This is a genomic window from Candidatus Foliamicus sp. (assembly GCF_965221325.1).
Taxonomy (GTDB): Bacteria; Pseudomonadota; Gammaproteobacteria; order Steroidobacterales; family Foliamicaceae; genus Foliamicus.
Genome location: NZ_OZ244880.1, coordinates 1,219,125 through 1,243,075, shown reverse-complemented (window position 1 = coordinate 1,243,075; position 23,951 = coordinate 1,219,125). Strand labels below are relative to the sequence as shown.

Below are 23,951 nucleotides of genomic sequence, written 5' to 3'. Positions count from 1 at the left end.
GCGCTTGAGCCGAGCCCCGGAGCTCCCGCGCTAGCGCGGTTTACGCACGGCCTCGGCGACAAAGTCCGCCATCAGCGCCCCCATGCGCGGGTCGTCGTTGGGCGGCCTCCACATGGCCCAAGTTCCCCTGTATTGCTCCTGCACGGGCTGCTCCGCCGAGGGTGCGCCCAAGGCCGGGTCGTAGCCGAGGTGGCCGAAAGCAGGCACGTCGTAGCCCAGCGACGGATCCATATCGTTGCGGCGGCGATCCGCAGGCGTTTGCCGCGCTGGTGGATAGGGACGGCCGTCTGCACAACCGCCCATTTCGAGGCAGCAGTCGAATCGCTCGCCGTCATCCCGGCATTCCGTGTCCACCCAAACGCCCCAATAGTCAGCGAACGGGTGGCCGACCTCCGGATAGCGATCGTAATCCCCTTCTTTGTAATACAGCCAGCTCCGGTAGCCGACTTCCTTGCCGATCTGGTTGGGAACCTCGACCATATTCAGCACTGATTCGGCCACGATCTGCGGGAAAGCCACCACGATGTGCCGAACGCCGTCAGCACGCAGGTAATCCAGCGCTTCCCAGTAGCGATGGCCCCACTTGCCCTTCGGGTGGACCCCGGGCTGCTCGTAGAGCGCCGCATAGCCCAGGTTCTCGCCCCGCATCGCCCGGCTGCGCTCATAGCTCCCGCCGGGCGTTTCGGCCAGCGCTTCGTTCACCACCATGTCGCCAGCCCAGGCGCCGACGATGCGTCGTTCCTTGAGCTCCGGATACAGCCGCAACAGTTCCCGCTCGATCATGCGGTGCAGAAGCAGCGTATCGTCGATCTTCGGATCGAAGTACTCGTCATAGCGCCGCAAGGCATGCCCCAGCAGCACAATGCCGGTTTCCGCCTCAGCGACATCCGGGTTGAACCGATGCGCAATTCCTTCCGCATGCAGCAAAGCCAGGCGCGGCGAGGCAACGACCGGATTCGGGCTTTCCTCAAGACTCACGCTGCGGTCGACAGCCGGCGGTCCCAGCGAGCGCGTCCAGCCGGCCGGCTCCGCCGGATAGGAATCCCGCATCAGGTCCGCCGGATCGTTCAGCCAGCGCAACGGCACTGGAACGCCCCCCTTCTCTGCCTCGGCGGCCAGCCGCATCCGCAAGGTACTGACTACGTCGTGCGTCTTGGAAAAGCGCGCGCCGCCCACAGTCATGTCGATAGCCAGGATTTCCGTTACTCCCTGCGCCAAAAGTCGCGGTATCGGCCCATCCACATTGTGCCGCTGCGGATCGCAATCCGGCCACGGATCATCGGCCGGGCCGCAGTAGGTGAGCGGCTGGCCCTCGGGACTGCCCGGGCCATAGACGAGCCGCGGCCATGGATGGTGCTTCGGATCAGCCGCCATCCACGACGCCAGATCCACCACGAAACGCACACCGAGCTCCTTCGACTGCGCCTGAAGCGCCTGCTCCAGCCCCCGTAATTGCGAATAAGTGATGCCGTAGAAAGGACTAGGCCCGCCAATCCGCTCGTATTCAAAGCCGTACTTCAGTGCTTCCTTGGGCCCGTTCCCGAACTGCATGAAGCGCGGCCAGATCCGCGGATCCCAGAGAAACCTCTGATAGACCGGACTGTTGCGATCATAGGAAAAAAGCTGCGCCGCGGTATCGAACGCCCCACGCTCCGTCCAATCCTGGGCGCCCCCATGAATCACGAACAGCACCCCCACAACCCGCTCAGTTCCCTCCGCGCGCACACCCTCCTGCCCCCAAAACAACCCCAATCCAACCAGCAACGCCCCCAAAACAACCCCCGGACGTTTCCGCATAGAGCAAAACGTTGGCCCACGCCCACCTACTCCAGCCTCATTCGCGCCATACCGTGCGCGGAGCGTTGGAGCCATGGATGGCGGAACCGAGCCAGGGATGGCGCCTCCGCGAACGGTATGGCGCGAATGAGGCGAGGGTCCGGAGAAACCCGAACTCCCCTCAGCCCGCGTTGCGCGGAGCGTTGGAGCCATGGATGGCGGAACCGAGCCAGGGACGGCGCCTCCGCGAACGGTATGGCGCGAATGAGGCGAGGGTCCGAAGAAACCCGAACTCCCCTCAGCCCGCGTTACGCGGAGCAATGGAGCCATCGATGGCGAAACCGAGCCAGGGACGGCGCCTCCGTGAACGGTATGGCGCGAATGAGGCGAGGGTCCGAAGAAACCCGAACTCCCCTCAGCCCGCGTTACGCGGAGCAACGGAGCCATCGATGGCGAAACCGAGCCAGGGACGGCGCCTCCGCGAACGGTATGGCGCGAAAGACGCGAGGGTCTGGTATATCCAAGCATCAGTTGTCGACGCCCAGCCCCAACGCCCCAGGATTCATCAGATTGGAAGGATCCACGCTACCCTTGAACACCCGCAGCAACCGCTCCGCCTCCGGCTGCCTCCCACGCAAGTAAGGATAAGTCTTACCCACCTGCAGGTGAATGGCGCCCACCTCCCAGAAGATATCCAGAATTTTCCCGCGAAGCTCCTTCACCAGCGCCCTGCCCTCCGGATTCTCGTCATGTTCGGGCAGCGTCTTGAGGTAGTCCTCAGGCATGAAGCGCTTGTGGAAGACCGTTTGGCTGTCCTCCCAGTAGAACACCGGCTCGTAAAGGAACGCATTGGAGTTGATCGTCATGAACATCGCGCCCTTGTCCACGCGAAGCTCCTTCATACGGGCCGCATTGTCCTCATACATCTTCACCAGCCGGCGCCGAAACTCCGCCACCCGCGAAAACGGCATGATCCCGTGCAGCGGAACCCAGCGCTCGCCTTGCACGCCCAGTACCGAATACATCGGAATGAACGGCATCGCGCGCAGCACGGTCGGCACGGTGTTGGCGATTTCCGTGCCATGCGGGCGCATCGTTTCACGCACCAGCCTGAGCTTGGATTTCACCTCCGAAGCGCTATGCCCCTCCACCACATAGTGTGCGGAATGGCTGAAGCCGGAAAAGAAGCGCTGGCCGGCCAGCGCCATGCGAGTTAGCCGGCTTACGGCCTCCACCGGATTGGAGGAATCGCGAGCCACATTCAAAACCGCCCGCGCCTTGTCGCCGGCATCGGTCTTGGTGAGCTGCCCCTGCTGCAGCTTGGGGTCCAGGCCATAGTTGTCCGCAACCACGCCCAGCCGCGCCACCGCGGCCATGCCTGCCGCCATGCCGTCGAAGGAATCGAAACCGAAGGAAGCCGTGCCGGTGCGCGGCGGGCGCTGGATCAGCCGCAGCGTGATGCGCGCCTTGATGCCCATAGCACCGGTATCGCCGGTGAATAGGCCGGTCAGGTCGGGCCCGTACCAGCGGAAGAACGGCGTGGAAGTGCTGATGGAAGCCGAGCCCGTGCGCAGCAGTTCGCCGCTGCCCAAGACCATATCGAACGACAGCACCGACTCCGCGGACAGCCCATAGTTGCCGCTGCCCATGCTCGCCGAGTTCTGCGACGTGGAACCGCCCACGGTGGCCTTGAGACCCGAAAACGGCCCCCAGAAAGGTGTGCGCAGCTTTTCCTTGGCCAGCGCTGCATTCAAGCGTTCCCAGGTGACCGCCGGCTCTACAGTGACGTACATGTCCGTGGCGTTGATCTCCACGATGCGGTTCAGCCGGGACGTATCCACGAGCAGCGAGCGTTCCGTGGTCGGCAGATAGCCATCGGTATAGGACGCCCCACCGCCGCGCGGCACCAGGGCAACATTGTTGCGCAGGGCGATGCGCGCCGCTTCCTGCAATTCCTCAACCGTGCCAGGGCGGATTACCGCCAGCGGCATTTCCCGCGCGTTGTAAACGTCCATGGTGAAATAACGGCGCTCTGCATCATCCGTCACCACATGTTCGGCGCCCAGAAGGCTGGACAGTTCCTGAAGAATCTTCTGGCTCATGTTTCCCTCCAGATTGCCGGGCCGATTCTATGCGATCAGGCCCTTTTGGAAAGGCCGCCTGCGGCCTCCAAGCGCGGTTCGCCGTTCTCATAACAGACCCGGCGCAGGGGATGGGCCGGCACTCGGCGCGTTGAAAGCACCCCTGTGAGGTTCATGGGGTCGCTGCTTGCAATCTCCAGGCGTGAAACAAAACGGCCGCGGCGGCGCAGCTTGCGCAGCATGTCCACCGCCTCGGGCGAAGCGAACTGCTCGCCGCTGAAACCACTGACAAAACGCCCGCCACGCAACTCGCCGCGCGCTTCCATGCGCCGGTACGTTCTTAGCCAGGCCCGCCAGGGAGGCAATCCAGTCTCGCGCACCAGAAGCGCCCTGAAGACCACCCCGTAGCGGCGAATCATTATCTCGGCCAGATACCGTATCCGCTCTTCCTCGTCGATCTCTTCCGCCGGCGGTTCCGGCAGTGCAGACCAGCGCCCCCCGGCCTGCACACCGCTTATGCGGGCTCGCAATCCTCCAAAGCGGGGACGCTTGTCAGCGCGGGTAATGAGCGCCCGGAGACCGGCAAAGCTGTCCGAAGTCACCAGGCCCGACGCCGCCAGTTCGCCCAGCGCCATCTCCACCTGAGTGCGCAGCATGCCGGTGTTGCGCACAAGGCTCAGGAAAAAGTCGGCGCCTTGCTTTCGCAAAGTCTCGTATACGGTCCGCGCGCCGAAGGAAAGACCCTCCAGGCGTCCCGGCGACACCGGCCAGAGTTCCCGAAATTCGCGTCGAATCAAGCAGATGGGCGTATTGGCCGCCATTCGTCTGCGGCCACCGCCTGGTGCCGGCTCAACCCGCTTCCAGAGCCACTCTCCCGAGGCCAGCACCTGCTCCAGCATTTGCGGTGAGAAGTCCTCGATTCGTGCCGGCAAGACACTGCTTTCCCATGCCGCTGCAGCGGCGGAACTGCCTTCCAGCCGCTCCAGTGCCAAGCGCAGCGATTCCGGACCGCGGGCCTCGCTGTCGGCCAGACCCTGCCAGTGAAACAGGAACGAGGTGAATTCCGCGGCGCTTACCGGTCGCACCTGCTCGCGCAAGGACTTGATCGTGCGCCGGTGAATGCGTGCCAGCAAGCCGCGTTCGCACCATTCCTCCTCGGCGCCACCCGCCCTCGCCGCAGTGGAACGGAACCTCCCTCTGACGACGAATCCCTCGCTTTCCAGCGCCACCAGCGCCGTAACGGCCGCGACCGGCTCCAATTCAAGCGGAGCGGCCAGTTCCGCCGCGGTTACCGGACCCAGCACTTCCAGCCGGCTGCGAAACAATTCGCGGACCGCCACGGTTCCTGCGTCCGAATTCGGCATACGGGCCGCGCGCAATTCAGCGCTGCGTTCGATACAAGCCCAGTTTCTGCGCCCACCGGGCGTCGTCGTTGCAAGGGCGCGGCCCTGGCCGGTCAAGTCGTCCAACAGATCCGCATGCTCGCTCAGTTCCGACTCGGTCATGAAGCCGGCCACATTGAGCGCGTCATGCAATTCGTCGGCATTGCGCGGCTGGGGCCAAGCCTGTGCGCACACGTCGGCGACAGCCTGTGGGTCGGGCCGCGCAAGCCTGGCCGCGTCCTCCGCATCCATGAGATGACGCGTGCGAATGGCCTGCGTTCGCCGTTCCTCGGCCGGGGCATCGTCCAGAAAGGCATAAGGCTTTGCCGTTATGACTTCCTGCGCCAGCACCGAAGCGGAGGCCGGCTCGGCGAAAACCAACGAGACTTCGCCAGTCTCGAGTTTTGCCAGAAGTTCCTGCAACCCATCGGCGTCCATGAATTCATCAAGGCAGTCGTCCAGCGTTTGTCTGACCAGAGGATGCTCAGGGATGGCCCGGTTGCCGGTGAGATTCTCGGCGCAGGCCACGACATCGGGAAACAGCGCCACCATCAGGTCTTCCGAATCGCTGCGCTGGAATTGCGCCGGCCGGCGCTCGCCGTTGCGGTTGCGAAGCACCGCCAGCGCGGTCGTGACCGTCCACCGCCAGCGGGTGGGAAACATCGGGGAATCGAGGACCGCCTGCGTCAGCACATCGCGTGCCGATGCGGATTTGAGCCAGCCAGCAATGTCCGCGAGTGGAAAACTATGACCCGGACCGAGCGAAATCACAATGCTGTCGTCCAGTGCCGCCGCCTGCGGTTCGATGTTGAATTTCCGGCAGATACGCTTGCGCAGCGCCAGGCCCCAGGCACGGTTCAGGCGCGCTCCCAAAGGCGAATGAATCACTACATGCATATCGCCCAGTTCGTCGAGGAAGCGCTCCACCACAAAGCGCCCCGCACCCGGCAGTGCGCCGAGAGTGGCGCGGCCGGCGGCAAGGTACTCCACGGCCTGACGCGCAGCTTCTGCGCAAGCACCGGGAATCGAGGCAAGCCAGGTGCTCGCATCCTCCTCGCCGGCGAGCCGGGAGTCGACGCCGTCGAGCAATTCGGCCAGGCGCTGCGACAACTCGCGGCTTCGACCGGGGGCATCGCCGAACCAGAATGGAATGGTCGGCGGAGCGCCCTGCGCGTCTTCGGCATATACCTTTCCCGAGGCTACCCGCAGCACGCGGTAGGAGGCATTACCCAACTGGAAAATGTCGCCCGGCAAGCTTTCGAACGCGAAATCCTCGTTGAGCGTGCCGATGCGTGTTTCGGACGGCGCCAGTAAAACGTCGTAATCGAATTGATCGGGAATCGTACCGCCGTTGGTCAGCGCAGTAATCCGGGCGGCCCGGCGCGGGCGCAGTTGCCCGCCGACGCTGTCATAGTGGAGATAGGCCCCTGATCGGCCGCGCCGCGTCGCATAGCCCTCGGCGAGCATCTGCGCCAACTCCAGAAACTGTTTGCGCTCGATCTGGCGATAGGGCCATGCCTGGGCAAAAGCCTGGTGCAATCCGAGTAGATCCCGTTCGCCGCAGGCGACTTCCGCGACGATCTGCTGCGCCAGCACGTCGAGCGCCCCCGGCGGAATGCGAATCTCCTCCAGTTCGTTGCGCGCTGCAGCCTTGAGCAGCGCGAGATTTTCGACCAACTCGCCGCGGGTCAGCGGAAACAGCCGGCCTTTGGGTGTCTGATTCACAGCATGTCCGGACCGGCCGACTCGCTGCAGGAATACCGAAATGGCCCGCGGCGAACCCAGTTGGCATACGAGGTCCACGGAACCGATATCGATGCCCAGCTCCAGCGAAGCCGTGGCGACCAGGACCTTCAACCGGCCGCTCTTGAGGCGCTGTTCGGCTGCGGAGCGATGCTCCTTCGACATGCTGCCGTGGTGAGAAGCCACCGCTTCCTCTCCCAGACGCTCGCTCAAATGTCGCGCCGCGCGCTCACACAACCGACGGGTATTGACGAACACCAGGGTCGAATCATGCGCACCCGCGAGATCGGCCACGCGATCGTAGATTTCGGCCCAGACGTCCAGAGGCATGACGGCCTGCAGCGGCGACCCCGGAAGCTCCAGCGCCAAGTCGCGCGCGCGGCCGGCGCCGGCATCCACAATCGCGCAGTCCTCGCGGCGATTGCCGAGCAGAAAGCGCGCCATGCGGTCCAGCGGTCGCTGCGTGGCCGACATGCCGATGCGCCGCAGCGGTTTGCCGGTCAGCATCTGCAGCCGCTCAAGAGTCAGGGCAAGGTGCGCTCCACGCTTGTTGCCGGCCATCGCATGCAGTTCATCCACAATCACCGTGCGCACATCTGAAAGCATTCGCCGCCCGCCATCGGCGGTAAGCAGCAGGTATAGCGACTCCGGCGTGGTAACCAGGATATGCGGGGGGTTCTTCAACAGCTTGCGGCGCTCAGCGGGCGTGGTATCACCGGTTCTCAAACCAGCGCTTAGCCCCGATGGAGCCTCACCCAGCGCCTGGAGTTTCGCGTCAATCCCTTCCAGCGGCTGACGCAGGTTGCGCCGCACATCGGTGGACAGCGCGCGCAGTGGCGATACGTAAACGACTTGTGTGCAATTCGGCAGTTGCCCCGCCTGGGCGCGGCGCAGGAGTTCGTCAATGACCGCCAGGAAACCGGCCAGCGTCTTGCCCGATCCCGTAGGCGCCGCAAGCAAAGCGTGCCGCCCGGCGGCGAGGGCGGGCCAGGCGCCTTGCTGCACCGGCGTAGGGCTGTCGAATGACGACCGGAACCAGTCGCGGATCACGCCATGGAAACTGTCAAGCACCGGGTTATGGGTCATGGGCCGGAGCAAGTCGTTGGCGCTTGGGAAGTCTGGTAGGCGCGAGTGGAATTGAACCACCGACCCCTTGCATGTCAAGCAAGTGCTCTAACCCCTGAGCTACGCGCCTGATGTGGTATGAGCGTGAATATACACGAACGCGGACATGCCAGTCCTTTGCTGCCGCCTGCAACCTCAGGAAAGCACGCCGGGGGCGCGTCGTTCGCCCAGCACGTCGGTTCGAAAACGGTACAGCCGCGCGGGGCGCCCGCCGGTGTCCTCCTTGCGCACTCCGGTGTCTTCGACCAACTGCTGGTTGGCTACCAGGCGTCGGAAATTCTGCTTGTGCAGCCCGCGGCCTATGATGCATTCGATCACTCGTTGCAGTTCGAACAGGGTGAACTCCGCGGGCATCAGTTCGAACACTACCGGCCTGTAGCGCAGTTTCCCGCGCATACGGCCCAGCGCCGTGGCAAGTATGCGCCTGTGGTCGAGCAACATGTCCGTACCGTCCAGGACGGGGGAAGCCGGCGCTCGAACGCCCCGGTCGCGCCAGGCTTCAGGCACCAGCGCTGCTTCATAGATCAGTTCGTATCGCTCAAGAACGAGATCGGGGTTCCAACCGGTCTTGCCAAGGCCCAGGCAACGGTCGATGCGCTCGGCCCGCGCCGCCAGCGTGGCTTCGGCGCGGGCCCTGCGCTTCCAGGCCTGCAAGGCGCGCCGAACCTGCGTGGATCGGAGTGGGTCCGCGCGCTGATCTTCCCAGGGAAAGAAGTCGTAGCAGCGCGTCCATTCCGCGTCCGTTGCGCAGAGGTCGTGCCGCACAAGCGCCAGATAGGCTACGGTTATCGTGCGATCACGGCTGCGCGGCCAGAAATTGCGCCGCCGGTCGCCGAACGTATAAAGCTGTTCCAGCCATGCAGGTTCCAGGCCCACTTGACGCCGCAGCAGCCGGCGTGCAGCAAACTCCAGCGTATGGTCGCGCGTGCTGCGCAAGCGGTCGCCCGGCAAACGCGCCTTGCCATCGTCCGTCAGGACCAGGACCTTGGGTTCGTCGTCCGCCACGGTCAGCACGACCGCGCTGAGCTCCACGCTTATCGGTTCTGTCACGCGGGCATTGTAGGGCCGGCTGGCGCTGGGAGTGCTGGGCAACTGTCGCCGCGGATAACGTTACCAACGCTGATTCCTGCGGTTCCACCAGTAAAGCAGCTTCGCGAATCCGTTATACAGCCACCTCGCGAGCTGACCAACGCCCGGCGTACGAACCAGTCTGGAGAGCGCTCTCTGACTTGGATTCTTGCTCCATAATTCAGCAAAGGCCTCCGCCCCCACATGCAGAGCGCCATCCTCGCCGACAACGTGCAGACGCTCACGAACAAACTCCTTGTCGCAATACACCCACTCGACGCCGTCTTGGTCACCTGATGCGCAGCGTCCGCGCGCAAGAAGCCCGGCTAGCCTTTCGGCTCGGGCCGCCGGCGCACCCCGATGGCCACGGCGGCTGGACGGGTGTGCGTAAAGACACGACGCGCGCTCTCGTTGGGCAAGGCTGGGCAGCACAGCTCGCGCTCAGGATTGTTAGACTACCGTCACCGATCAATCTTTGGAGTTGAGAATAGCATGAATGAGCAATGCAACCGTACGGTCGTGCTGGCTGTTGCCGCCTTGCTGCTGACGGCCTGCGCAGAGCGAAAGGCAAACGATCCCGCGGTAGTGTCTGGAGCCGGCTCGACTCCTGACTCAACCGCCACCAATCACGTGACTGAAGCTGGAGATCATTCGGAAACCACGTCCGCTGAAAACCCGTTCCTCGTCGAAAGTCCGCTCTATCTGCGCTACCCGCCCTTCGACCGTGTTCAAGATAGCCACTACCTTCCCGCTTTTGAGGCCGGCATGGCGGAACAGCTTGCCGAAGTCGCCATGATCGTCAACCAGGGCGAGGAGCCTTCGGTCGAGAATACGCTGGTGCCGCTGGAACTGTCAGGCCAGATCCTGCAGCGGGTATCGAGGGTATTCTTCGGCCTGATCTCGGCCCATACAAATGATGATATGAACCGGATTGAGGCGGAGATCGCACCGCAACTCGCTTCGCACCGCGATCGGATACTGCTGGACGGTGCCTTGTTCGCGCGAATCAAGACGCTCTACGACAATCGAGTGACATTGGGTCTCGATTCGGAATCGCTTCGCTTGGTGGAAGAAACGCATCGCGACTTCGTTCGTGCCGGAGCGGAGTTGTCCGAAGAGCAGCAGGAAACCCTCCGCACCATCAACCAGGAGATCGCTGAACTGAGGACGCGCTTTAGCCAAAATGTGCTGAGCGAAGTGAACGAGATGTACACCGTTGTCGATACGCGCGAGGAACTTGCCGGATTGACCGAGGCGCAGATCGAGGGTGCGGCTGATGAGGCAAATGCCCGCGAGTTGCCCGGAAAGTTCGTGATCCCCATGGTCAATACCACCCAACAGCCGTTTATGTCTGCTCTTGAGAACCGCGACCTGCGTGAGCGCATGCTGGCAGCCTCTATGAGCCGCGGCAACCGCGGCGGCGAATTCGACAATCGTGAAATCGTCAGTCGCCTCGCCGCGCTGCGCGCGCAGCGGGCGGCGCTGCTCGGCTACAAAACCCATGCGGATTACATGCTCGACAATCAGACCGCGAAGACCGTCGCGGCGGTCAACGAACGACTGGCTTCGCTTACTCCAGCGGCCGTTGCCAACGCGGAGCGCGAGGCGGGCGATCTGCAGGCCATGATCGATGCGGAAGGCGGCAACTTCGAGTTGGCCGCCTGGGATTGGGACTTCTATGCCGAGAAGGTCAGGAGCGAGCGGTTTGATTTCGATGCGTCGCAACTCAAGCCTTTTTTGGAATTGAACAGTGTGCTGGAGAACGGAGCCTTCTTTGCGGCCAACCGGATATTCGGCATCACATTCGAGGAACGCTTCGACCTGCCGGTGTACCAGGAAGACGTACGGGTATTTGAAGTTTTCGATTACGACGGTTCCACGTTGGGCCTGTTCATATTCGATCCGTACGCGCGCAAGTCCAAACGCGGCGGCGCATGGATGAATGCCTACGTCAGCCAATCGCACCTGCAAGGCACGCGCCCGATTGTGGCGAACCACCTCAATGTCCCCGAGCCCCCCGAGGGCGAACCAACGTTGCTGACGTTCGACGAAGTCATCACCGCCTTCCATGAATTCGGGCATGCGCTGCACGGAATTTTCTCGAACGTGAACTATCCGTCATTCGCCGGTACCAGAGTTCCGCGCGATTTTGTTGAGTATCCCTCCCAGGTCTACGAAATGTGGGCCACATGGCCCGAAGTTCTGGCAAACTACGCGCGCCACCACGAGACCGGCGAGCCGATCCCGCAGGACCTGCTCGACCGTGTACTAGCGGCGGAACAATTCAACCAGGGTTATGCGACCACGGAATACTTGGCCGCATCTATCACCGACCAGGCGCTGCACCAACTCACTGCCGACCAAGTGCCTTCCGCGGAGGATTTGATGCCGTTCGAAGCCAGCGCGTTGGCCTCGGCTGGCGCCGACCTGAGCACCGTGCCCCCTCGATACCGTCTGACCTACTTCTCCCACATCATGGGGGGATATTCGGCAGGCTACTATTCCTATATCTGGAGCGAAGTGCTGGATGCCGACACCGTGGAGTGGTTCAGGGAGAACGGCGGCATGACGCGCGAGAACGGCCAGCGCTTCAGGGACGCGCTGTTGTCCAAGGGCGGCAGCGCCGAAGCGTTGAGTCTGTTCAGGGAGTTTGCCGGAAGGGACCCGAACGTGGAGCCTTTTCTAGAAAGGCGGGGATTGAACTAGAGCCTATTGACGCTGCCCGACCGGGCGCGGGCCCTCGTCGGGTCGGCGCCACTTGGTGCGGTACCCGCCGCCCGCAAGAAGTAAAACCAACGGCTGATACTCGTTGAAGTACCACTATCTCCTGCTTGGCTTACATGGCGTTAGCTGAAATCCGCACGCGCCTTCAGCGCCTTATGCCGTGCGTCTTCTGGCGGAGGTGGACGCGGACCTGGGCCAGATGTCCGGGGCGGCCAAGCGTTGTTTGCTGCGCCGCGAGTGGGAGGTGTTCGGCAACGCGCGCTTCGCGCGCCTGTCGAAGCTGTCCAACGGGCACCTGTATTACCCGCCATAGGCCTCTTCAAATCGCGTCCGCCGTGTCTCCTGCAATCAGTAAGTCCGTCTCATCCTTCGCCACCAGCCGGCAAAAAGGGCCAACAGCAACCCGGACATTTCTATTTGTTGCCAACAGTGCCAATGATGCCCCTTGAAAGGCCCTATTATAATTCCCTATAATTCCAGCTATACGAAATCTAAACGATCCACGGGAACCCGCCATGACACCGCTAGCAACCGCCCTCACAACCGCCCAGGAAACCGCACCCGCGACGGCCAGCGCCGAATACCGCCAGGACCTCGCGGGATCGCGGGCCGCCAACACGATCAAGGCGTACGCCGCATGGGCCGCACGGTTCGATACCTGGCGCGGCCAGGAACCCGCCCAGGCCGCGGCGGATGGCGAACTCGCCGCCTACCTCCGCGCCCTCGAAGCCGCCGGCAAAGCGCCGGCCAGCATCGCCCAGGCCGCCGCCGCCATCGCCTACCGCGCCCGCGTCAATGGGCAGCCGAACTCGAAAGGCCCGCAGACCCAGGCCGCGCTCGAACGCATCCGCCGCCAGCGCCAGGACCGCGGGCGCGGCCAGTCCGCCGCCCTCACGCTCGAAGATGTCGGCGCAATGCTGAACGCGGCCCGCCAGGCCGCCCCGTATGGACGCGGAACCGAAAGCCCCGCCCGCCAGGAAACCCGAAGCCGCCGGGACGCGGCCATGCTCGGCTTGCTGTTCTACGCCGGGATGCGCCGCTCCGAAGCCGCCGCCGTCACCGCGGCGGACGTGCAGACTGCCCAGGACGCCCCAGGCTGCGCCGTTGTGGCCGTGCGGCGCTCCAAGACGAACCCGGACGGCAGCGCCGCCGATATGCGCCTTGTGAAGAACAGCGCAGCCGCAGCCTTGCTCGAACTGGCCGCCGACGCCCAGGGCAGCGAATCGCCCTTGCTCGGCATCGGCCCGGATCAGATCGCCAACCGCGTAAAGGCGCTGGCGAAGGCCGCCGGGATCGCCGGGCGGATCACGGCCCACTCCGCCCGGATCGGCCTCGCCTCCGAACTCACACGCCGCGGCGCGTCCACCACCGAAACGATGCTGGCGGGCGGCTGGAAAACCGCCCGGATGGTCGCCCACTACAGCGCCGGCGCTACCGCCGAACGCGGCGCGGTCGCGAAATATCTCTAGCCGCTACGCCAGGCGGCGAATGTCCAGGCCCTCCGCCGCCAGGCCCGAACGGATGGCCTGCTCCGTCATGCGGTTGGCCGCCCGCCCGCCGTCCGGGTGCGTGAACCAGTAACGCCAGCCCTCGCCAGGAATAGAACGGCAGCGGAAGTGCGCGCCATGCGTGCGGGCGATCCGCTCCGCATGGCGCGCGACGCGCCCGGAAACGCGACCGCGACCCTCGCCAAAGACAAGGCCGTTATTCAACCGGACCCCTTATTGCGTAGGAAACGTTCAATCCATCGGATTACCCGTTCCCACGCTTCGGCTTCGTCCCATCCCTGGTCTTCGAACTGTTGGCGCATGTAGTCCACCCAGTCCGGGCTACCAATGCCATACGGCGAGATCGAGTCCAATAGCATGTTCTCGTAGGTGGCCTGGTCGATTTCACCCACCGCCAGCAAGACTTTATGAACGGAAATCGGAATCTTAAGGTCGATGGATACCGATTTCATTGCTGTTACAAGCCCGTAAATGCTAGAGGGGCCTAGCTTGTCAACCTCCAAGACGAACTGAAACGCCGCGTCATAGTCGCCGAGTTCCTGGGCAACCCGATACATCATGTTGGTAGTATGCGGTCCGTCACTTGTATAAGTGCGACGTGTCCTTGTGACAGAAGTGCCTTTATTGTGCCAACTGTCCCAGCCCCTTAAAGCCGTCATGGCGTACACCAAGCCGTGCTCCACCGGTCCGTCCTGAGACTGCGACGCTGCATGATAGGCCTCATGCGCGGCTATCCCCTCAAGGTCGGTAACGTCGACGCGTATATATATCGTGCCGCTGCTTTCGTCCCAAGCTCCTTCAGCGTTCAGGAGTTTTTTCGGGTAATTCACCATAATGGTAATTGGGTTTGTGATATACCGCTTGCTGACTGATTGAACGTCGGCTATGACGTCTCTGACGGTTTCCAGTGGAGCGGTGTACTTCGGGTCATTGCACAACGATTTAATCATGCATTCGCCGTCCTTCCATACGACTGTCCGGGCACCTGATTTACCAGGGGCCGGCCTGTCAGCATCGACTACATGGATCGAATGGTCGGCAGTGGCTTGGAAGTAAACCAACGCGCTATCCACTCGGACCACTTCGCCGGTCTCAGGAGAAACGGATACTCGAACCCCATCCATGACTGGACCGTCAATGGTCACTTCTACGTGCCAAAGCCGCACAAGGTTCGAATCGGAATCCAGTTCGTAACGCATTTCGGCAGAATGCGTCGTGAAGGTTAAAGGCACGTCGCTCCAATCAAGATGAACCTCAATATTTTCGGCGTAACGGGCCGCTACATTCGCCGCCATCGCTTCGGCTTCCGGCGCAAGGATCACGATATCGCTCGTGTTGAGTGATTCGGTGTTGAGCAGGTCGGAATAAACACGGGTAACAGTGCCGTCCGGTGAGAAGAATAATTTTCCAACTTCGTTTGTGGGCTGCCCGTCGATGAGTTGGCGGAAGAACACTTCCTGGCCCCAGATTTCATTCTCCGAGATGCTTTCGATCGCGATTTCAAGCGAATCGTCCGCGCCGGTCAGTTCGTGATGGGACTGCAACAGGTCCACGATGCTGTACGGATCGCGGCCTTGCATGATCGAATTGACATCAACGTAACCAATGTCGCCGTGAGTCAAAGTGAAGTTCGTTAGGTCGCCTATGGTGTTGGTTTTCCTTTCGGGAGGCCGCTCATTCGGCGCGCCCGTTGCAACGCCGGTCATGTTTTCCGCGACGATTGGCGATTGGGAGTCAGGAAAGCTGCCGGAAGCGTCCGGCGCTGATTCGGATTCGGCGAGAGTATCAGGTTTTTGCGGTCTGTCCGACAAGAAAACGTAAGTACCGATGCACAGTACCGCAACTAGAGGAATAGCAATCCAGGCAAACTTCTTTTTCATTTCGATCCCCTCCAAGCATGGCGTGTATCTGCGGCCCGCAAGGTGCCGGGCCATTGCAGCTTACTTCGCAGGGAAGGAAACCCCACCTATTCACTCCAAGCGGCGGGAGCTAACCGCTGCTTGTATGCCGGGCTGTTCTATTTGGCGGGAAAACCCGGCATGGGTTTCGCCCGCGAAATAAGCGGCAAGCCCGAATATACCTGATGGAATTTTCGCCACAGCGTCCAGGACCTCGGAAATTCACCGCCCATGCGGGCTGTCACAGGCGGCAAAATCGCCCGTAGGCGCGAGCAAGGCCCCAGGACGTGCAATCGGTTACTGGACGTCCAGGACGGCAGCGGCCCGGAGAATAGGCCGCTCTATCGCCCGTAGGCGGGAGTTTCGACACCTCCGAAGGGTCCAGCATCCGGGAATCCGCCCGGAATTGCGGGAATTTCCCGCACCTTCGGCAGCGGACCTATCCGCCAGGCAGGGCCGGATCGGCCCGCGACCGGCAAAAGGTGTCGGGGCATTCGCCGCCGGCCAGCTTGCGCCCGCAGGCGGGGCAATGCCCTTGCGCCAGCGCCGCGCAATAGTCCGAGCAATAGTGCAACCGCGGCGGCTTCGCCGGCTCGCCACAGCGCCGGCACAGCCGGGCGGCTTTCGGTTCCGGCGGGCGCGGAGCGCGGGCCGTTGTGACGCCCAGGCGCTCCGCCCGCTTGCGGACCGCCGCATGAGTCCGGCCTAGGCACTCCGCGACCGACCGCCATTCACGCCAGCCCGCGGCAGCGCGCACGGCGTCATCCTCGGCAGGCGTCCAGGGCGGGCCTCTCATGGCGCGATTCTCGCATTGTCACAATTGCGTGTGCACAGGATGGCCCCCGCTCCGGCACCACACCGCCGGCGGAATTTCGCCGGTGCCATCGGCGGCGAATGCGCCAGGTCCAGCGGGCCGGGCAGCAGCTCCCCCCCTTTTTTTAGGGTGTGCGGCGGTGTCCGCTGGCGCGGCCATATCAGCGCCTTTCAGCGTCCGATTTTCCCCGGTTGTTACGTCCGGCGCTTGCCGTCCTGGCGCTCCGCCGCGGTTGAGCCGCAGCACGAAGGACGGATCGCCCAGCGCGTCGGCCCCGAGCCGCGCCGGGGAGGTCCCGGTGCGGTCGAGGTGGGCCCGTATCGCATGGCCGAGGCGTGTGGAGAGTGCGTCCATGGCGGGCCACATTACGAACGCGTAGTGTCGTTGACAATAGCGTCTTGTAGCGATTACGCTATGCTTTGCGTCATGCCTGCGAGGGGCTGCGATGAACAACGACCCGGTACGACGGAAGATCCAGGACCTGCTCTGGGAGCGCGGCCTCACCATGCGCCAGGTCTCGCTCGCCATCGGCCGCAACGTCAGCTACATGCACGGGTTCCTGGAGCGCGGCAGCCCCAAGGTGCTGTCCCACGTGGATTCGGAGAAGCTCGCCGGGGTGCTTGAATGCGATGTCGCAGCGCTGCGCCACGCCGAGCGGCCGCCGCGGGGCAAACCGAAGGCGAAGGAGCGACCCACACCGTCAGTGACGAAGCAATCTCCTGTGCCCCTCGCCGCGATCTCGGAGGTGGAGGTCGAGGTTTCGGCCGGTCCCGGCGCTCTCGCGCAGGAGTTCGTCGAGGAGAAGGCCCGTTGGTTCCTGCCCGAGGGAATGATCCGCTACGAGGGCGGCGCGGTCCCCGGCGCCGTCCGGGCGCTGCGCGTTCGCGGCGAGTCGATGGAGCCTGAGTTGTCCGAGGGTGACCGGCTCCTGGTGGATACGTCCCGCCGTGTGCCCGCCACCGGAGAGTTATTCGTGCTGTGGGACGGCGGCGGGCTTGTGGTCAAGCGCGTGGAGCCCTTGCGCGACCCGGACGGTCGGCCCCGGCTGCGGCTGAAGTCGGCCAACCCCGACTACGCGGACTACACCTGTCTGGCTGATGAGGCGCACATCGTGGGCAAGGTGTTGTGGACGGTTAGGAAGGTGTGAAAAAGTCCGTGCGCACGCGTTGCCACGCGGCAAAGCTACTCTGCCTTTTGCTCGCCAGCCTTGGATTTGTGGGTTGCCAAACTAACCCGCAACAAACCCAAGTGAGCTACAGCTTCTGCATGTATCAATAGTCTCGGAACTTCTTCAGAAGACGTCGTATTTGACGATGCAACGGCGTGGGAAGAGAAAGTCGACCGTTCTCAGAATTGGCGACGCACGCTTTCAAGATGGCCATGAAATCCGTGCGGAGGGACTGTTCATTGTGGGCTTTGTGTAGCGTCAATAACGCCGGCCCGTGGCACGCTCTCACTCTTCGTCCGCTCCCGCATGGGCAGTCGTGATGACCACGATAACCGTGTTCAAAGAGAAAACAGATCACCCTGAGTGCGTCGAGATCGCCGTCTAGATCTAGCGCATCCAGGTAGTGACTCAATATCCCTTCATCGCCGTGCGCGGCTTCGCCGAAGGGATGATGACCATATTTCTCGAAGAAGCAGAAGTCATAAAGGTATGGGATCACTAGCCGGTTGACGAACCCGAGTAGCGATGGCTCCTCGAGGAAGACGCAGCGCTGCGCGACAGGGACAGCCAGACAAAGCGTTCCGTCCGGATTTCGATGTTCGTAATCGGTTCCGATGCGGCCACCCGTTTCCCTAACGCACGGCAGCGTGTCGGGTAAGTCGTTGGGAATCGCCAGCTCTACATCAAAGGAGTCCGTGATAGTTTCCAGTCCATCAGCAGACGCTGCGAACGGCAACGCGCCCGATAGTGCTGTTTCACCGTTCCGCCCGGCTGCCTTGCTTAGCCCCCTATGGATCGCCGTAAGCTCACCGATTTGATTTTGAATGTTCTCAGTCAATCCCCTTTCCACGGCTTGGGAGGGCTGGTGATGTGAATGTGCGGCGGTGTTTCCACCGGCTTCGCCAGACCAAGAACATTGAAGTGCTTGGCTGCCGCCGCCGTACCCAATGCGCGGCCTAGGCCTTCCTTGATCAGACGCGGATTCGTCTCGGCTAGGATGTTGAGAAGGTCTTTCTGAAGAGCATCCGCCCAGGCAAAGAAAGCGTGTGCGCGTGCGTGATTATCCTCGTGCCAGCGGTCGGCGAAGTTCTTGTCCGGGTTCAGACACATGTGGGACTGGTGCCGAAGTGATGGAGGGGTGGTTTCTGCTCTGATGGGGCGGGAACGGCGCAGCTCTTTTCCGCAGGGAGCGTAGCGACGCAAGGAAAAGAGGTGCGCCCCGGCGCTCGCCGGGGCGCGGGTTCGGTTAGCCTTTGTTTTTCGAACAAACAAAAAGGAGCCGAACCATGCAAATCAAGTCCCTGGGGATGAAACGTGTGCGCATGGACGATACCACGCCGGGCGATGCATTTGAGCGCTTACGCAAGATCGAGACCTATCGGGAGTTACGCGCAGAGGGGTGCGGCGAGGCCGCGGCTCTGCGCGCGGTCGGCTGGTCCCGATCCACCTATTACCGCTGGCAGGCGCGCTACCGTTCTCAAGGCGTGAAGGGGCTGGCAGCCAAAAGCCGCCGCCCGAGACGCACCCATCCCGCGCGCTGGACGCGGGCCCAGGAATGGGCCGTATGGCGGATGCGCAAGCACTATCCGTTCATGGGCAAGCGGCGCCTTAAGGTGATGCTGGATCGCGAAGGAATCCTCCTGTCGGAATCGACCATTGGACGGATCCTCGTCAAGGGCGTATGCCTGCGCCGGATCACGCCGTGCGCGTTCTGCCGCGGGCGGGTGACGGCCAAGCGAAGGCGCAACTTCGCCAACGGACACGCCCAGCGCTGGCGTCCCGGCGTGAAGGCCGCTCAGCCCGGCGAGTGGGTGCAGATCGATCACATGAGTGTGTCGCGCGACGGCGATACGCTCAAAGAGTTCAAGGCCGTCTGCCCGGTCAGCAAACAACTGGTCGTGCGCGTGTATTCCCGGGCTACCGCCAACAACGCCCGGCGCTTCTTGCAAGCAGTCCGAAACGAACTGCCCTGTCCGCTGCAATCCCTGCAAGTCGATGGCGGCGCCGAGTTCCGCGCCGAGTTCGAAGACGCCTGCCAGACGCTCCAAATCCCCCTCGCCGTACTGCCACCCAAAAGCCCCCAGCTCAACGGCGTCGTCGAACGCGCCAACGACAGCTCAAAAACCGAGTTCTGGAACCTCTACAGCGGACAACTCACCGTCAAGGACGCCGCACCCGCCTTGGCACAATACCAGCACTTCTACAACCATGTCCGACCTCACTACGCCCTGGACTTGCTCACACCAATGCAATACCTTCGAAAATACAGGACAGCCGAACACGCTCAGTCCCATATGTCGTGAACCGGTACATTCTCTTCCGGGTTAACAGGATTCCCGATATACTACGTGCCGTCTGCGCGACGCTGGATGAGCCCTATCGCCGCCACTGTTGGGTCGACGGCCCCGCCCTCAATGAGAGCCGCATGCGCATTCAGCCGGCCGACAATTCCTGCCAGGGCCGAGTAAACATCCGGCTCGTTGCGGTAAAGGTGCGCTGCAAGCGTAGTGACGATAATCGAGATCGGCGCGTAGTCGATGCGGTCATAGTGATCGAAGCGCAGATCACGATGCCGCTTCATAAGCTGAATCGAACATTGAAGCGGCGTGCGGACTAGCTGGTCGGGAACCTCTTCGATGCTGTCAAAAACCAGCGATTCCCGGCGCTGCATACTTTGCTTCTGTTCGAAGGCAACGCGCTGGAAGGCGGTTGCGTTCTTGCTGTCAAACCAATCCCCGTAGCCTCGGGGATTGCTGGCTGACCAAGAGTAGCAGTTGTCCGCCTTATTGGTTATCGCGATCGCAGTGTCCGGAAACCCTAGCGCATCCGGGACAGCAGGCAGGACATCCAGATGGAAGCCCACGCCATCCTGCTCGGCGTACTCCAGTGTCCAGCACCGGCGGCCCTCAGCATCAAGAAGCTGTCGGTACGTCCCGTGCCCCTGGAGACGGTCACCGACCATCGCTTTGACGGACCCTGGTGTTGTCCGTTTCTTTTGGATTGCCAACTCACAGACTAGGTCAATATCGTAGCTCGCTTCGATCCCGCCTCGGAGGGGGCGCGTTACAGTTCCCAGCCGAAACGATCCCTGCACGTATATGCTGGGCTCGACGCGGCAATCGGGATACTCCGCGTCTTCAAGCCAACGCCCCACTGCCTCATACCTGTCCACGGCGTCCCGATATTTGCCTGGCGGAATATCAATCTCGCGCGCGACCTGTTCCAAAAACTCACAATACTTTCTGACATCCATAGTCATGCGGAACACCTCTCAGATGATGCCTTCTCCGGTTCCTGATCCAACTCATGAGCGGGCACGAATGCCTCTGCCGGCTGGCTGAAGAACACGGGATCGAGAACCGGTTTCCGATCGCGTGCGAAGTGATATCCCAGCCCCTTGAGTTCCTGAACGACACGCGTGTCATCCATTTTGTATGCGCCATGGGGGACTGTGTGGTTGATGCGATAAATGGCCGCCCGTTCATGCTCGTGCCCGGTGAGCAGCTTTGCGATTCCCATCGCGCTGTGCGACTGACCGTCCATAAACAGCTTGATGACTTTGGAACCGAGCGGTCCGATGCCGGCCCACTTCCTGATTTTGTAAGTCTCCTCCAGACTCCCGAGACTGAGGACGCGAAGGGATTCGCCGGACCATCCCAGCATCGTGATCGCCTCAACAACAGCCAAGGCCGTGGGGTTGTTCGCCCACGTTCCGCCGTCCGTCAGCCCGACTGCGTTTTGCGTGATGTGCCGCGGGAAGTAGGTTGGCGCTGCGGCTGTGGCCAGAGCCGCATCTACAGCAAGGGACTTGTAGTCGTTACGAAGACGGTCATGATGCGCAGTTTTGTAGATGTATACAGACCGCGCCACTGGGTTCCACGCAGGGATTAGGAGGCGGGTGTTCGCATTGCCAATCCGCTTGTCGCCGAGTGTTTCCTCCAGAGCACGTCTCAGAGGCCCGGAATCGTGTTTGTTCATGACGAGCTGGCGACCGAATCGCAGCTTGTCCATGATAAAGTCTGTGGCCTGTCCGCGCCCCTGCCCGAAAATGCAGGGGCCGCGCTTTTCGTAGAGTTCGAGAAGGTCCGAGGCGCGCAGACCCATTGCCAGCCCAATGGCGATGATGCCGCCAGTGGAAGTGCCCGCTATCAGGTCAAAGTACGACCCTATCGGCTGGCCTTTCAAGTGCCCCTCAAGACCTGCCAGAAAGGCGGCTGGGAACGTACCGAGGATTCCGCCCCCGTCTATGGACAGGATACGGCGTTCGGCCAGTGCTGCTTCAGTCTCATCAGTCATAGTCGGAGCGCTTTTCCGCGCCTCCCCAGCCGGCACTCAATTGCCTGCCAAGGCGGTTGACACCGAATGTCATGTCCGGGTTCAGACACATGTGGGACTGGTGCCGAAGTGATGGCGGGGTGGTTTCTGCTCTGATGGGGCGGGAACGGCGCAGCTCTTTTCCGCAGGGAGCGTAGCGACGCAAGGAAAAGAGGTGCGCCCCGGCGCTCGCCGGGGCGCGGGTTCGGTTAGCCTTTGTTTTTCGAACAAACAAAAAGGAGCCGAACCATGCAAATCAAGTCCCTGGGGATGAAACGTGTGCGCATGGACGATACCACGCCGGGCGATGCATTTGAGCGCTTACGCAAGATCGAGACCTATCGGGAGTTACGCGCAGAGGGGTGCGGCGAGGCCGCGGCTCTGCGCGCGGTCGGCTGGTCCCGATCCACCTATTACCGCTGGCAGGCGCGCTACCGTTCTCAAGGCGTGAAGGGGCTGGCAGCCAAAAGCCGCCGCCCGAGACGCACCCATCCCGCGCGCTGGACGCGGGCCCAGGAATGGGCCGTATGGCGGATGCGCAAGCACTATCCGTTCATGGGCAAGCGGCGCCTTAAGGTGATGCTGGATCGCGAAGGAATCCTCCTGTCGGAATCGACCATTGGACGGATCCTCGTCAAGGGCGTATGCCTGCGCCGGATCACGCCGTGCGCGTTCTGCCGCGGGCGGGTGACGGCCAAGCGAAGGCGCAACTTCGCCAACGGACACGCCCAGCGCTGGCGTCCCGGCGTGAAGGCCGCTCAGCCCGGCGAGTGGGTGCAGATCGATCACATGAGTGTGTCGCGCGACGGCGATACGCTCAAAGAGTTCAAGGCCGTCTGCCCGGTCAGCAAACAACTGGTCGTGCGCGTGTATTCCCGGGCTACCGCCAACAACGCCCGGCGCTTCTTGCAAGCAGTCCGAACCGAACTGCCCTGTCCGCTGCAATCCCTGCAAGTCGATGGCGGCGCCGAGTTCCGCGCCGAGTTCGAAGACGCCTGCCAGACGCTCCAAATCCCCCTCGCCGTACTGCCACCCAAAAGCCCCCAGCTCAACGGCGTCGTCGAACGCGCCAACGACAGCTCAAAAACCGAGTTCTGGAACCTCTACAGCGGACAACTCACCGTCAAGGACGCCGCACCCGCCTTGGCACAATACCAGCACTTCTACAACCATGTCCGACCTCACTACGCCCTGGACTTGCTCACACCAATGCAATACCTTCGAAAATACAGGACGGCCGAACACGCTCAGTCCCATATGTCGTGAACCGGTACAGGCGATTGACATTCCTTATGCTCACTTGTAGCATTACAACTGCGCCAGCGGAGCCATCCAATGCAGACTCAGTCCAGCGGCAATCTCGATTTCAATGCCGAAGTGCAACGCGCCACCGCGGCCGTCTGGGAGCGGTTGTCCGACGTTATCCCCGAGGTGGAATGGCCGGCGCATGCACCCTACATAGCCCGGATCAATGCGCTGAAACGCGAGCGCGACGCCGTCATCCTCGTGCACAACTACCAGACCCCGGAAATCTTTCACGGCGTTGCCGACCATTCCGGCGACTCGCTGGAACTGGCCCGGCTCGGCGCCGAAGCCGAAGCCGGCGTGATTCTGATGTGCGGTGTGCACTTCATGGCCGAGACGGCAAAGATACTGGCCCCCGAAAAGACTGTTCTCATTCCCGATCTCGAAGCGGGCTGTTCGCTTGCCGCTGCGATCACGGGCGAAGATGTGCGCCTGCTGAAGCAGAAATATCCGGGCGTTCCAGTGGTGACGTACGTCAATACTTCCGCGGAAGTGAAGGCGGAGTCGGACATATGCTGCACTTCGGCCAACGCAGTGCGGATCGTCGAGTCGCTGGGCGTGGACCGCGTCATCTTTCTGCCCGACGGCTACCTGGGCCGTTACGTGGCCGGCAAGACCGATGTGGAGATCATCCTCTGGGAAGGCAGTTGCGAAGTGCATGAGCGCTTCACGGCCGAGGAAATCCGCAGTTACCGCAATGCGCACCAGGGAATTCAGGTAATAGCCCACCCCGAGTGCCCACCCGATGTGTTGGCGGAAGCGGATTTCGTGGGTTCGACTTCGGCCATGATCCGCTACGTGGGCAAACGCAAGCCTCGCCGCGTGGTGATGGTTACCGAGTGTTCGATGAGCGACAACGTGGCGGTGGAGCACCCGGATGTGGAGTTCGTGCGTCCCTGCAACCTGTGTCCGCACATGAAGCGCATTACCCTGCCCAAGATATTGCGTGCCCTGGAAACCTTGCAACCCGAAGTGCGCATACCGGCGGAAACTTCAGCCCGGGCGCGCCTCGCGGTGCAGAGGATGTTGGAAGCCTGAGCGGCCA

19 protein-coding genes and 1 tRNA gene are annotated in these 23,951 nt (G+C 62.4%); 7 read left to right on the top strand and 13 right to left on the bottom strand.

What is annotated here, in order from left to right; all coding sequences use genetic code 11:
• Positions 1–30: 30 nt before the first annotated feature.
• The 6 genes from ACWCOO_RS05650 to ACWCOO_RS05625 all read right to left on the bottom strand — a co-directional run bounded on the left by ACWCOO_RS05650 (position 31) and on the right by ACWCOO_RS05625 (position 9,445).
• Complete coding sequence (locus ACWCOO_RS05650; RefSeq protein ID WP_446830028.1) at positions 31–1,746, bottom strand: hypothetical protein; 1,716 nt, start codon at positions 1,744–1,746, stop codon at positions 31–33.
• 557 nt (positions 1,747–2,303) lie between these two features.
• Positions 2,304–3,878 carry an FAD-binding oxidoreductase gene (locus ACWCOO_RS05645; protein WP_446830027.1) on the bottom strand — a complete coding sequence of 525 codons (1,575 nt, stop codon included), beginning with the start codon at positions 3,876–3,878 and terminating at the stop codon, positions 2,304–2,306.
• Between the two features lie 35 nt (positions 3,879–3,913).
• Entirely contained in the window at positions 3,914–8,068 is a 4,155-nt protein-coding gene (locus ACWCOO_RS05640) for a DEAD/DEAH box helicase (protein WP_446830026.1), read from the bottom strand.
• Positions 8,069–8,101: 33 nt separating this feature from the next.
• Positions 8,102–8,177: transfer RNA gene (locus tag ACWCOO_RS05635), tRNA-Val, on the bottom strand.
• Between the two features lie 65 nt (positions 8,178–8,242).
• Positions 8,243–9,157: an NUDIX hydrolase gene (locus ACWCOO_RS05630; RefSeq protein ID WP_446830025.1), complete on the bottom strand. Its 915-nt coding sequence runs from the start codon at positions 9,155–9,157 to the stop codon at positions 8,243–8,245.
• A gap of 60 nt (positions 9,158–9,217) precedes the next feature.
• The gene (locus ACWCOO_RS05625) at positions 9,218–9,445 is read right to left on the bottom strand and encodes a DCC1-like thiol-disulfide oxidoreductase family protein (protein ID WP_446830024.1); all 228 of its coding nucleotides are present in this window, start codon (positions 9,443–9,445) and stop codon (positions 9,218–9,220) included.
• Positions 9,446–9,535: 90 nt separating this feature from the next.
• Between ACWCOO_RS05625 and ACWCOO_RS05620 the strand changes: the two genes are divergently transcribed.
• The 3 genes from ACWCOO_RS05620 (at position 9,536) to ACWCOO_RS05610 (ending at position 13,368) form a co-directional block, all read left to right on the top strand.
• Positions 9,536–11,881 carry a M3 family metallopeptidase gene (locus tag ACWCOO_RS05620; RefSeq protein ID WP_446830023.1) on the top strand — a complete coding sequence of 782 codons (2,346 nt, stop codon included), beginning with the start codon at positions 9,536–9,538 and terminating at the stop codon, positions 11,879–11,881.
• A gap of 178 nt (positions 11,882–12,059) precedes the next feature.
• Positions 12,060–12,212: a hypothetical protein gene (locus ACWCOO_RS05615; RefSeq protein ID WP_446830022.1), complete on the top strand. Its 153-nt coding sequence runs from the start codon at positions 12,060–12,062 to the stop codon at positions 12,210–12,212.
• A 202-nt stretch (positions 12,213–12,414) separates the two neighbouring features.
• On the top strand, positions 12,415–13,368 hold the full coding sequence (locus tag ACWCOO_RS05610) for a tyrosine-type recombinase/integrase (protein ID WP_446830021.1): 954 nt from the start codon (positions 12,415–12,417) through the stop codon (positions 13,366–13,368).
• Between the two features lie 3 nt (positions 13,369–13,371).
• Here ACWCOO_RS05610 and ACWCOO_RS05605 read toward each other — a convergent pair whose 3' ends face one another.
• The 3 genes from ACWCOO_RS05605 to ACWCOO_RS05595 all read right to left on the bottom strand — a co-directional run bounded on the left by ACWCOO_RS05605 (position 13,372) and on the right by ACWCOO_RS05595 (position 16,101).
• Positions 13,372–13,611, bottom strand: a complete 240-nt coding sequence (locus ACWCOO_RS05605; RefSeq protein ID WP_446830020.1) for a hypothetical protein — start codon at positions 13,609–13,611, stop codon at positions 13,372–13,374.
• Complete coding sequence (locus ACWCOO_RS05600; RefSeq protein WP_446830019.1) at positions 13,608–15,287, bottom strand: hypothetical protein; 1,680 nt, start codon at positions 15,285–15,287, stop codon at positions 13,608–13,610. Before ACWCOO_RS05600 ends, ACWCOO_RS05605 begins: the two co-directional genes overlap by 4 nt.
• 457 nt (positions 15,288–15,744) lie before the next feature.
• Entirely contained in the window at positions 15,745–16,101 is a 357-nt protein-coding gene (locus ACWCOO_RS05595; protein ID WP_446830018.1) for an SANT/Myb-like DNA-binding domain-containing protein, read from the bottom strand.
• Positions 16,102–16,564: 463 nt separating this feature from the next.
• On the opposite strand from ACWCOO_RS05595, the gene ACWCOO_RS05590 reads away from it, so the two are divergent.
• Positions 16,565–17,266 (top strand): S24 family peptidase, encoded by a 702-nt coding sequence (locus ACWCOO_RS05590; RefSeq protein ID WP_446830017.1) that lies wholly within the window; start codon positions 16,565–16,567, stop codon positions 17,264–17,266.
• 124 nt (positions 17,267–17,390) lie between these two features.
• Here the strand turns inward: ACWCOO_RS05590 and ACWCOO_RS05585 are convergent, their stop codons facing one another.
• Complete coding sequence (locus ACWCOO_RS05585) at positions 17,391–18,125, bottom strand: hypothetical protein (RefSeq protein WP_446831962.1); 735 nt, start codon at positions 18,123–18,125, stop codon at positions 17,391–17,393.
• Positions 18,122–18,397: a hypothetical protein gene (locus tag ACWCOO_RS05580; protein WP_446831961.1), complete on the bottom strand. Its 276-nt coding sequence runs from the start codon at positions 18,395–18,397 to the stop codon at positions 18,122–18,124. The genes ACWCOO_RS05585 and ACWCOO_RS05580 overlap by 4 nt, the downstream gene beginning before the upstream one ends.
• A 176-nt stretch (positions 18,398–18,573) precedes the next feature.
• Here ACWCOO_RS05580 and ACWCOO_RS05575 point away from each other — a divergent pair, with 176 nt between their 5' ends.
• Positions 18,574–19,590, top strand: coding sequence for a helix-turn-helix domain-containing protein (locus ACWCOO_RS05575; protein WP_446830049.1), 1,017 nt, complete (start codon positions 18,574–18,576; stop codon positions 19,588–19,590).
• A gap of 41 nt (positions 19,591–19,631) precedes the next feature.
• On the opposite strand, the gene ACWCOO_RS05570 is transcribed toward ACWCOO_RS05575, so the two are convergent.
• Positions 19,632–20,546, bottom strand: coding sequence for a nucleotidyltransferase domain-containing protein (locus ACWCOO_RS05570; protein ID WP_446831960.1), 915 nt, complete (start codon positions 20,544–20,546; stop codon positions 19,632–19,634).
• Positions 20,543–21,583 carry a CBASS cGAMP-activated phospholipase gene (locus ACWCOO_RS05565; RefSeq protein WP_446831959.1) on the bottom strand — a complete coding sequence of 347 codons (1,041 nt, stop codon included), beginning with the start codon at positions 21,581–21,583 and terminating at the stop codon, positions 20,543–20,545. The genes ACWCOO_RS05570 and ACWCOO_RS05565 overlap by 4 nt, the downstream gene beginning before the upstream one ends.
• Before the next feature lie 267 nt (positions 21,584–21,850).
• On the opposite strand from ACWCOO_RS05565, the gene ACWCOO_RS05560 reads away from it, so the two are divergent.
• Complete coding sequence (locus ACWCOO_RS05560; protein ID WP_446831958.1) at positions 21,851–22,867, top strand: helix-turn-helix domain-containing protein; 1,017 nt, start codon at positions 21,851–21,853, stop codon at positions 22,865–22,867.
• A 69-nt stretch (positions 22,868–22,936) separates the two neighbouring features.
• Entirely contained in the window at positions 22,937–23,944 is a 1,008-nt protein-coding gene (nadA, locus tag ACWCOO_RS05555) for a quinolinate synthase NadA (protein ID WP_446831957.1), read from the top strand.
• The last annotated feature ends 7 nt before the right edge of the window (positions 23,945–23,951 follow it).

Excerpts from the sequence above, each read along its gene's own strand:
- ACWCOO_RS05645 (WP_446830027.1), bottom strand. The coding sequence starts at position 3,878 with ATGAGCCAGAAGATTCTTCAGGAACTGTCCAGCCTTCTGGGCGCCGAA.
- ACWCOO_RS05640 (WP_446830026.1), bottom strand. The coding sequence starts at position 8,068 with ATGACCCATAACCCGGTGCTTGACAGTTTCCATGGCGTGATCCGCGAC.
- ACWCOO_RS05620 (WP_446830023.1), top strand. The coding sequence starts at position 9,536 with ATGGCCACGGCGGCTGGACGGGTGTGCGTAAAGACACGACGCGCGCTC.
- ACWCOO_RS05610 (WP_446830021.1), top strand. The coding sequence starts at position 12,415 with ATGACACCGCTAGCAACCGCCCTCACAACCGCCCAGGAAACCGCACCC.
- ACWCOO_RS05600 (WP_446830019.1), bottom strand. The coding sequence starts at position 15,287 with ATGAAAAAGAAGTTTGCCTGGATTGCTATTCCTCTAGTTGCGGTACTG.
- ACWCOO_RS05595 (WP_446830018.1), bottom strand. The coding sequence starts at position 16,101 with ATGAGAGGCCCGCCCTGGACGCCTGCCGAGGATGACGCCGTGCGCGCT.
- ACWCOO_RS05590 (WP_446830017.1), top strand. The coding sequence starts at position 16,565 with ATGAACAACGACCCGGTACGACGGAAGATCCAGGACCTGCTCTGGGAG.
- ACWCOO_RS05580 (WP_446831961.1), bottom strand. The coding sequence starts at position 18,397 with ATGTGTCTGAACCCGGACAAGAACTTCGCCGACCGCTGGCACGAGGAT.
- ACWCOO_RS05575 (WP_446830049.1), top strand. The coding sequence starts at position 18,574 with ATGCAAATCAAGTCCCTGGGGATGAAACGTGTGCGCATGGACGATACC.
- ACWCOO_RS05570 (WP_446831960.1), bottom strand. The coding sequence starts at position 20,546 with ATGACTATGGATGTCAGAAAGTATTGTGAGTTTTTGGAACAGGTCGCG.
- ACWCOO_RS05565 (WP_446831959.1), bottom strand. The coding sequence starts at position 21,583 with ATGACTGATGAGACTGAAGCAGCACTGGCCGAACGCCGTATCCTGTCC.
- ACWCOO_RS05560 (WP_446831958.1), top strand. The coding sequence starts at position 21,851 with ATGCAAATCAAGTCCCTGGGGATGAAACGTGTGCGCATGGACGATACC.
- nadA (WP_446831957.1), top strand. The coding sequence starts at position 22,937 with ATGCAGACTCAGTCCAGCGGCAATCTCGATTTCAATGCCGAAGTGCAA.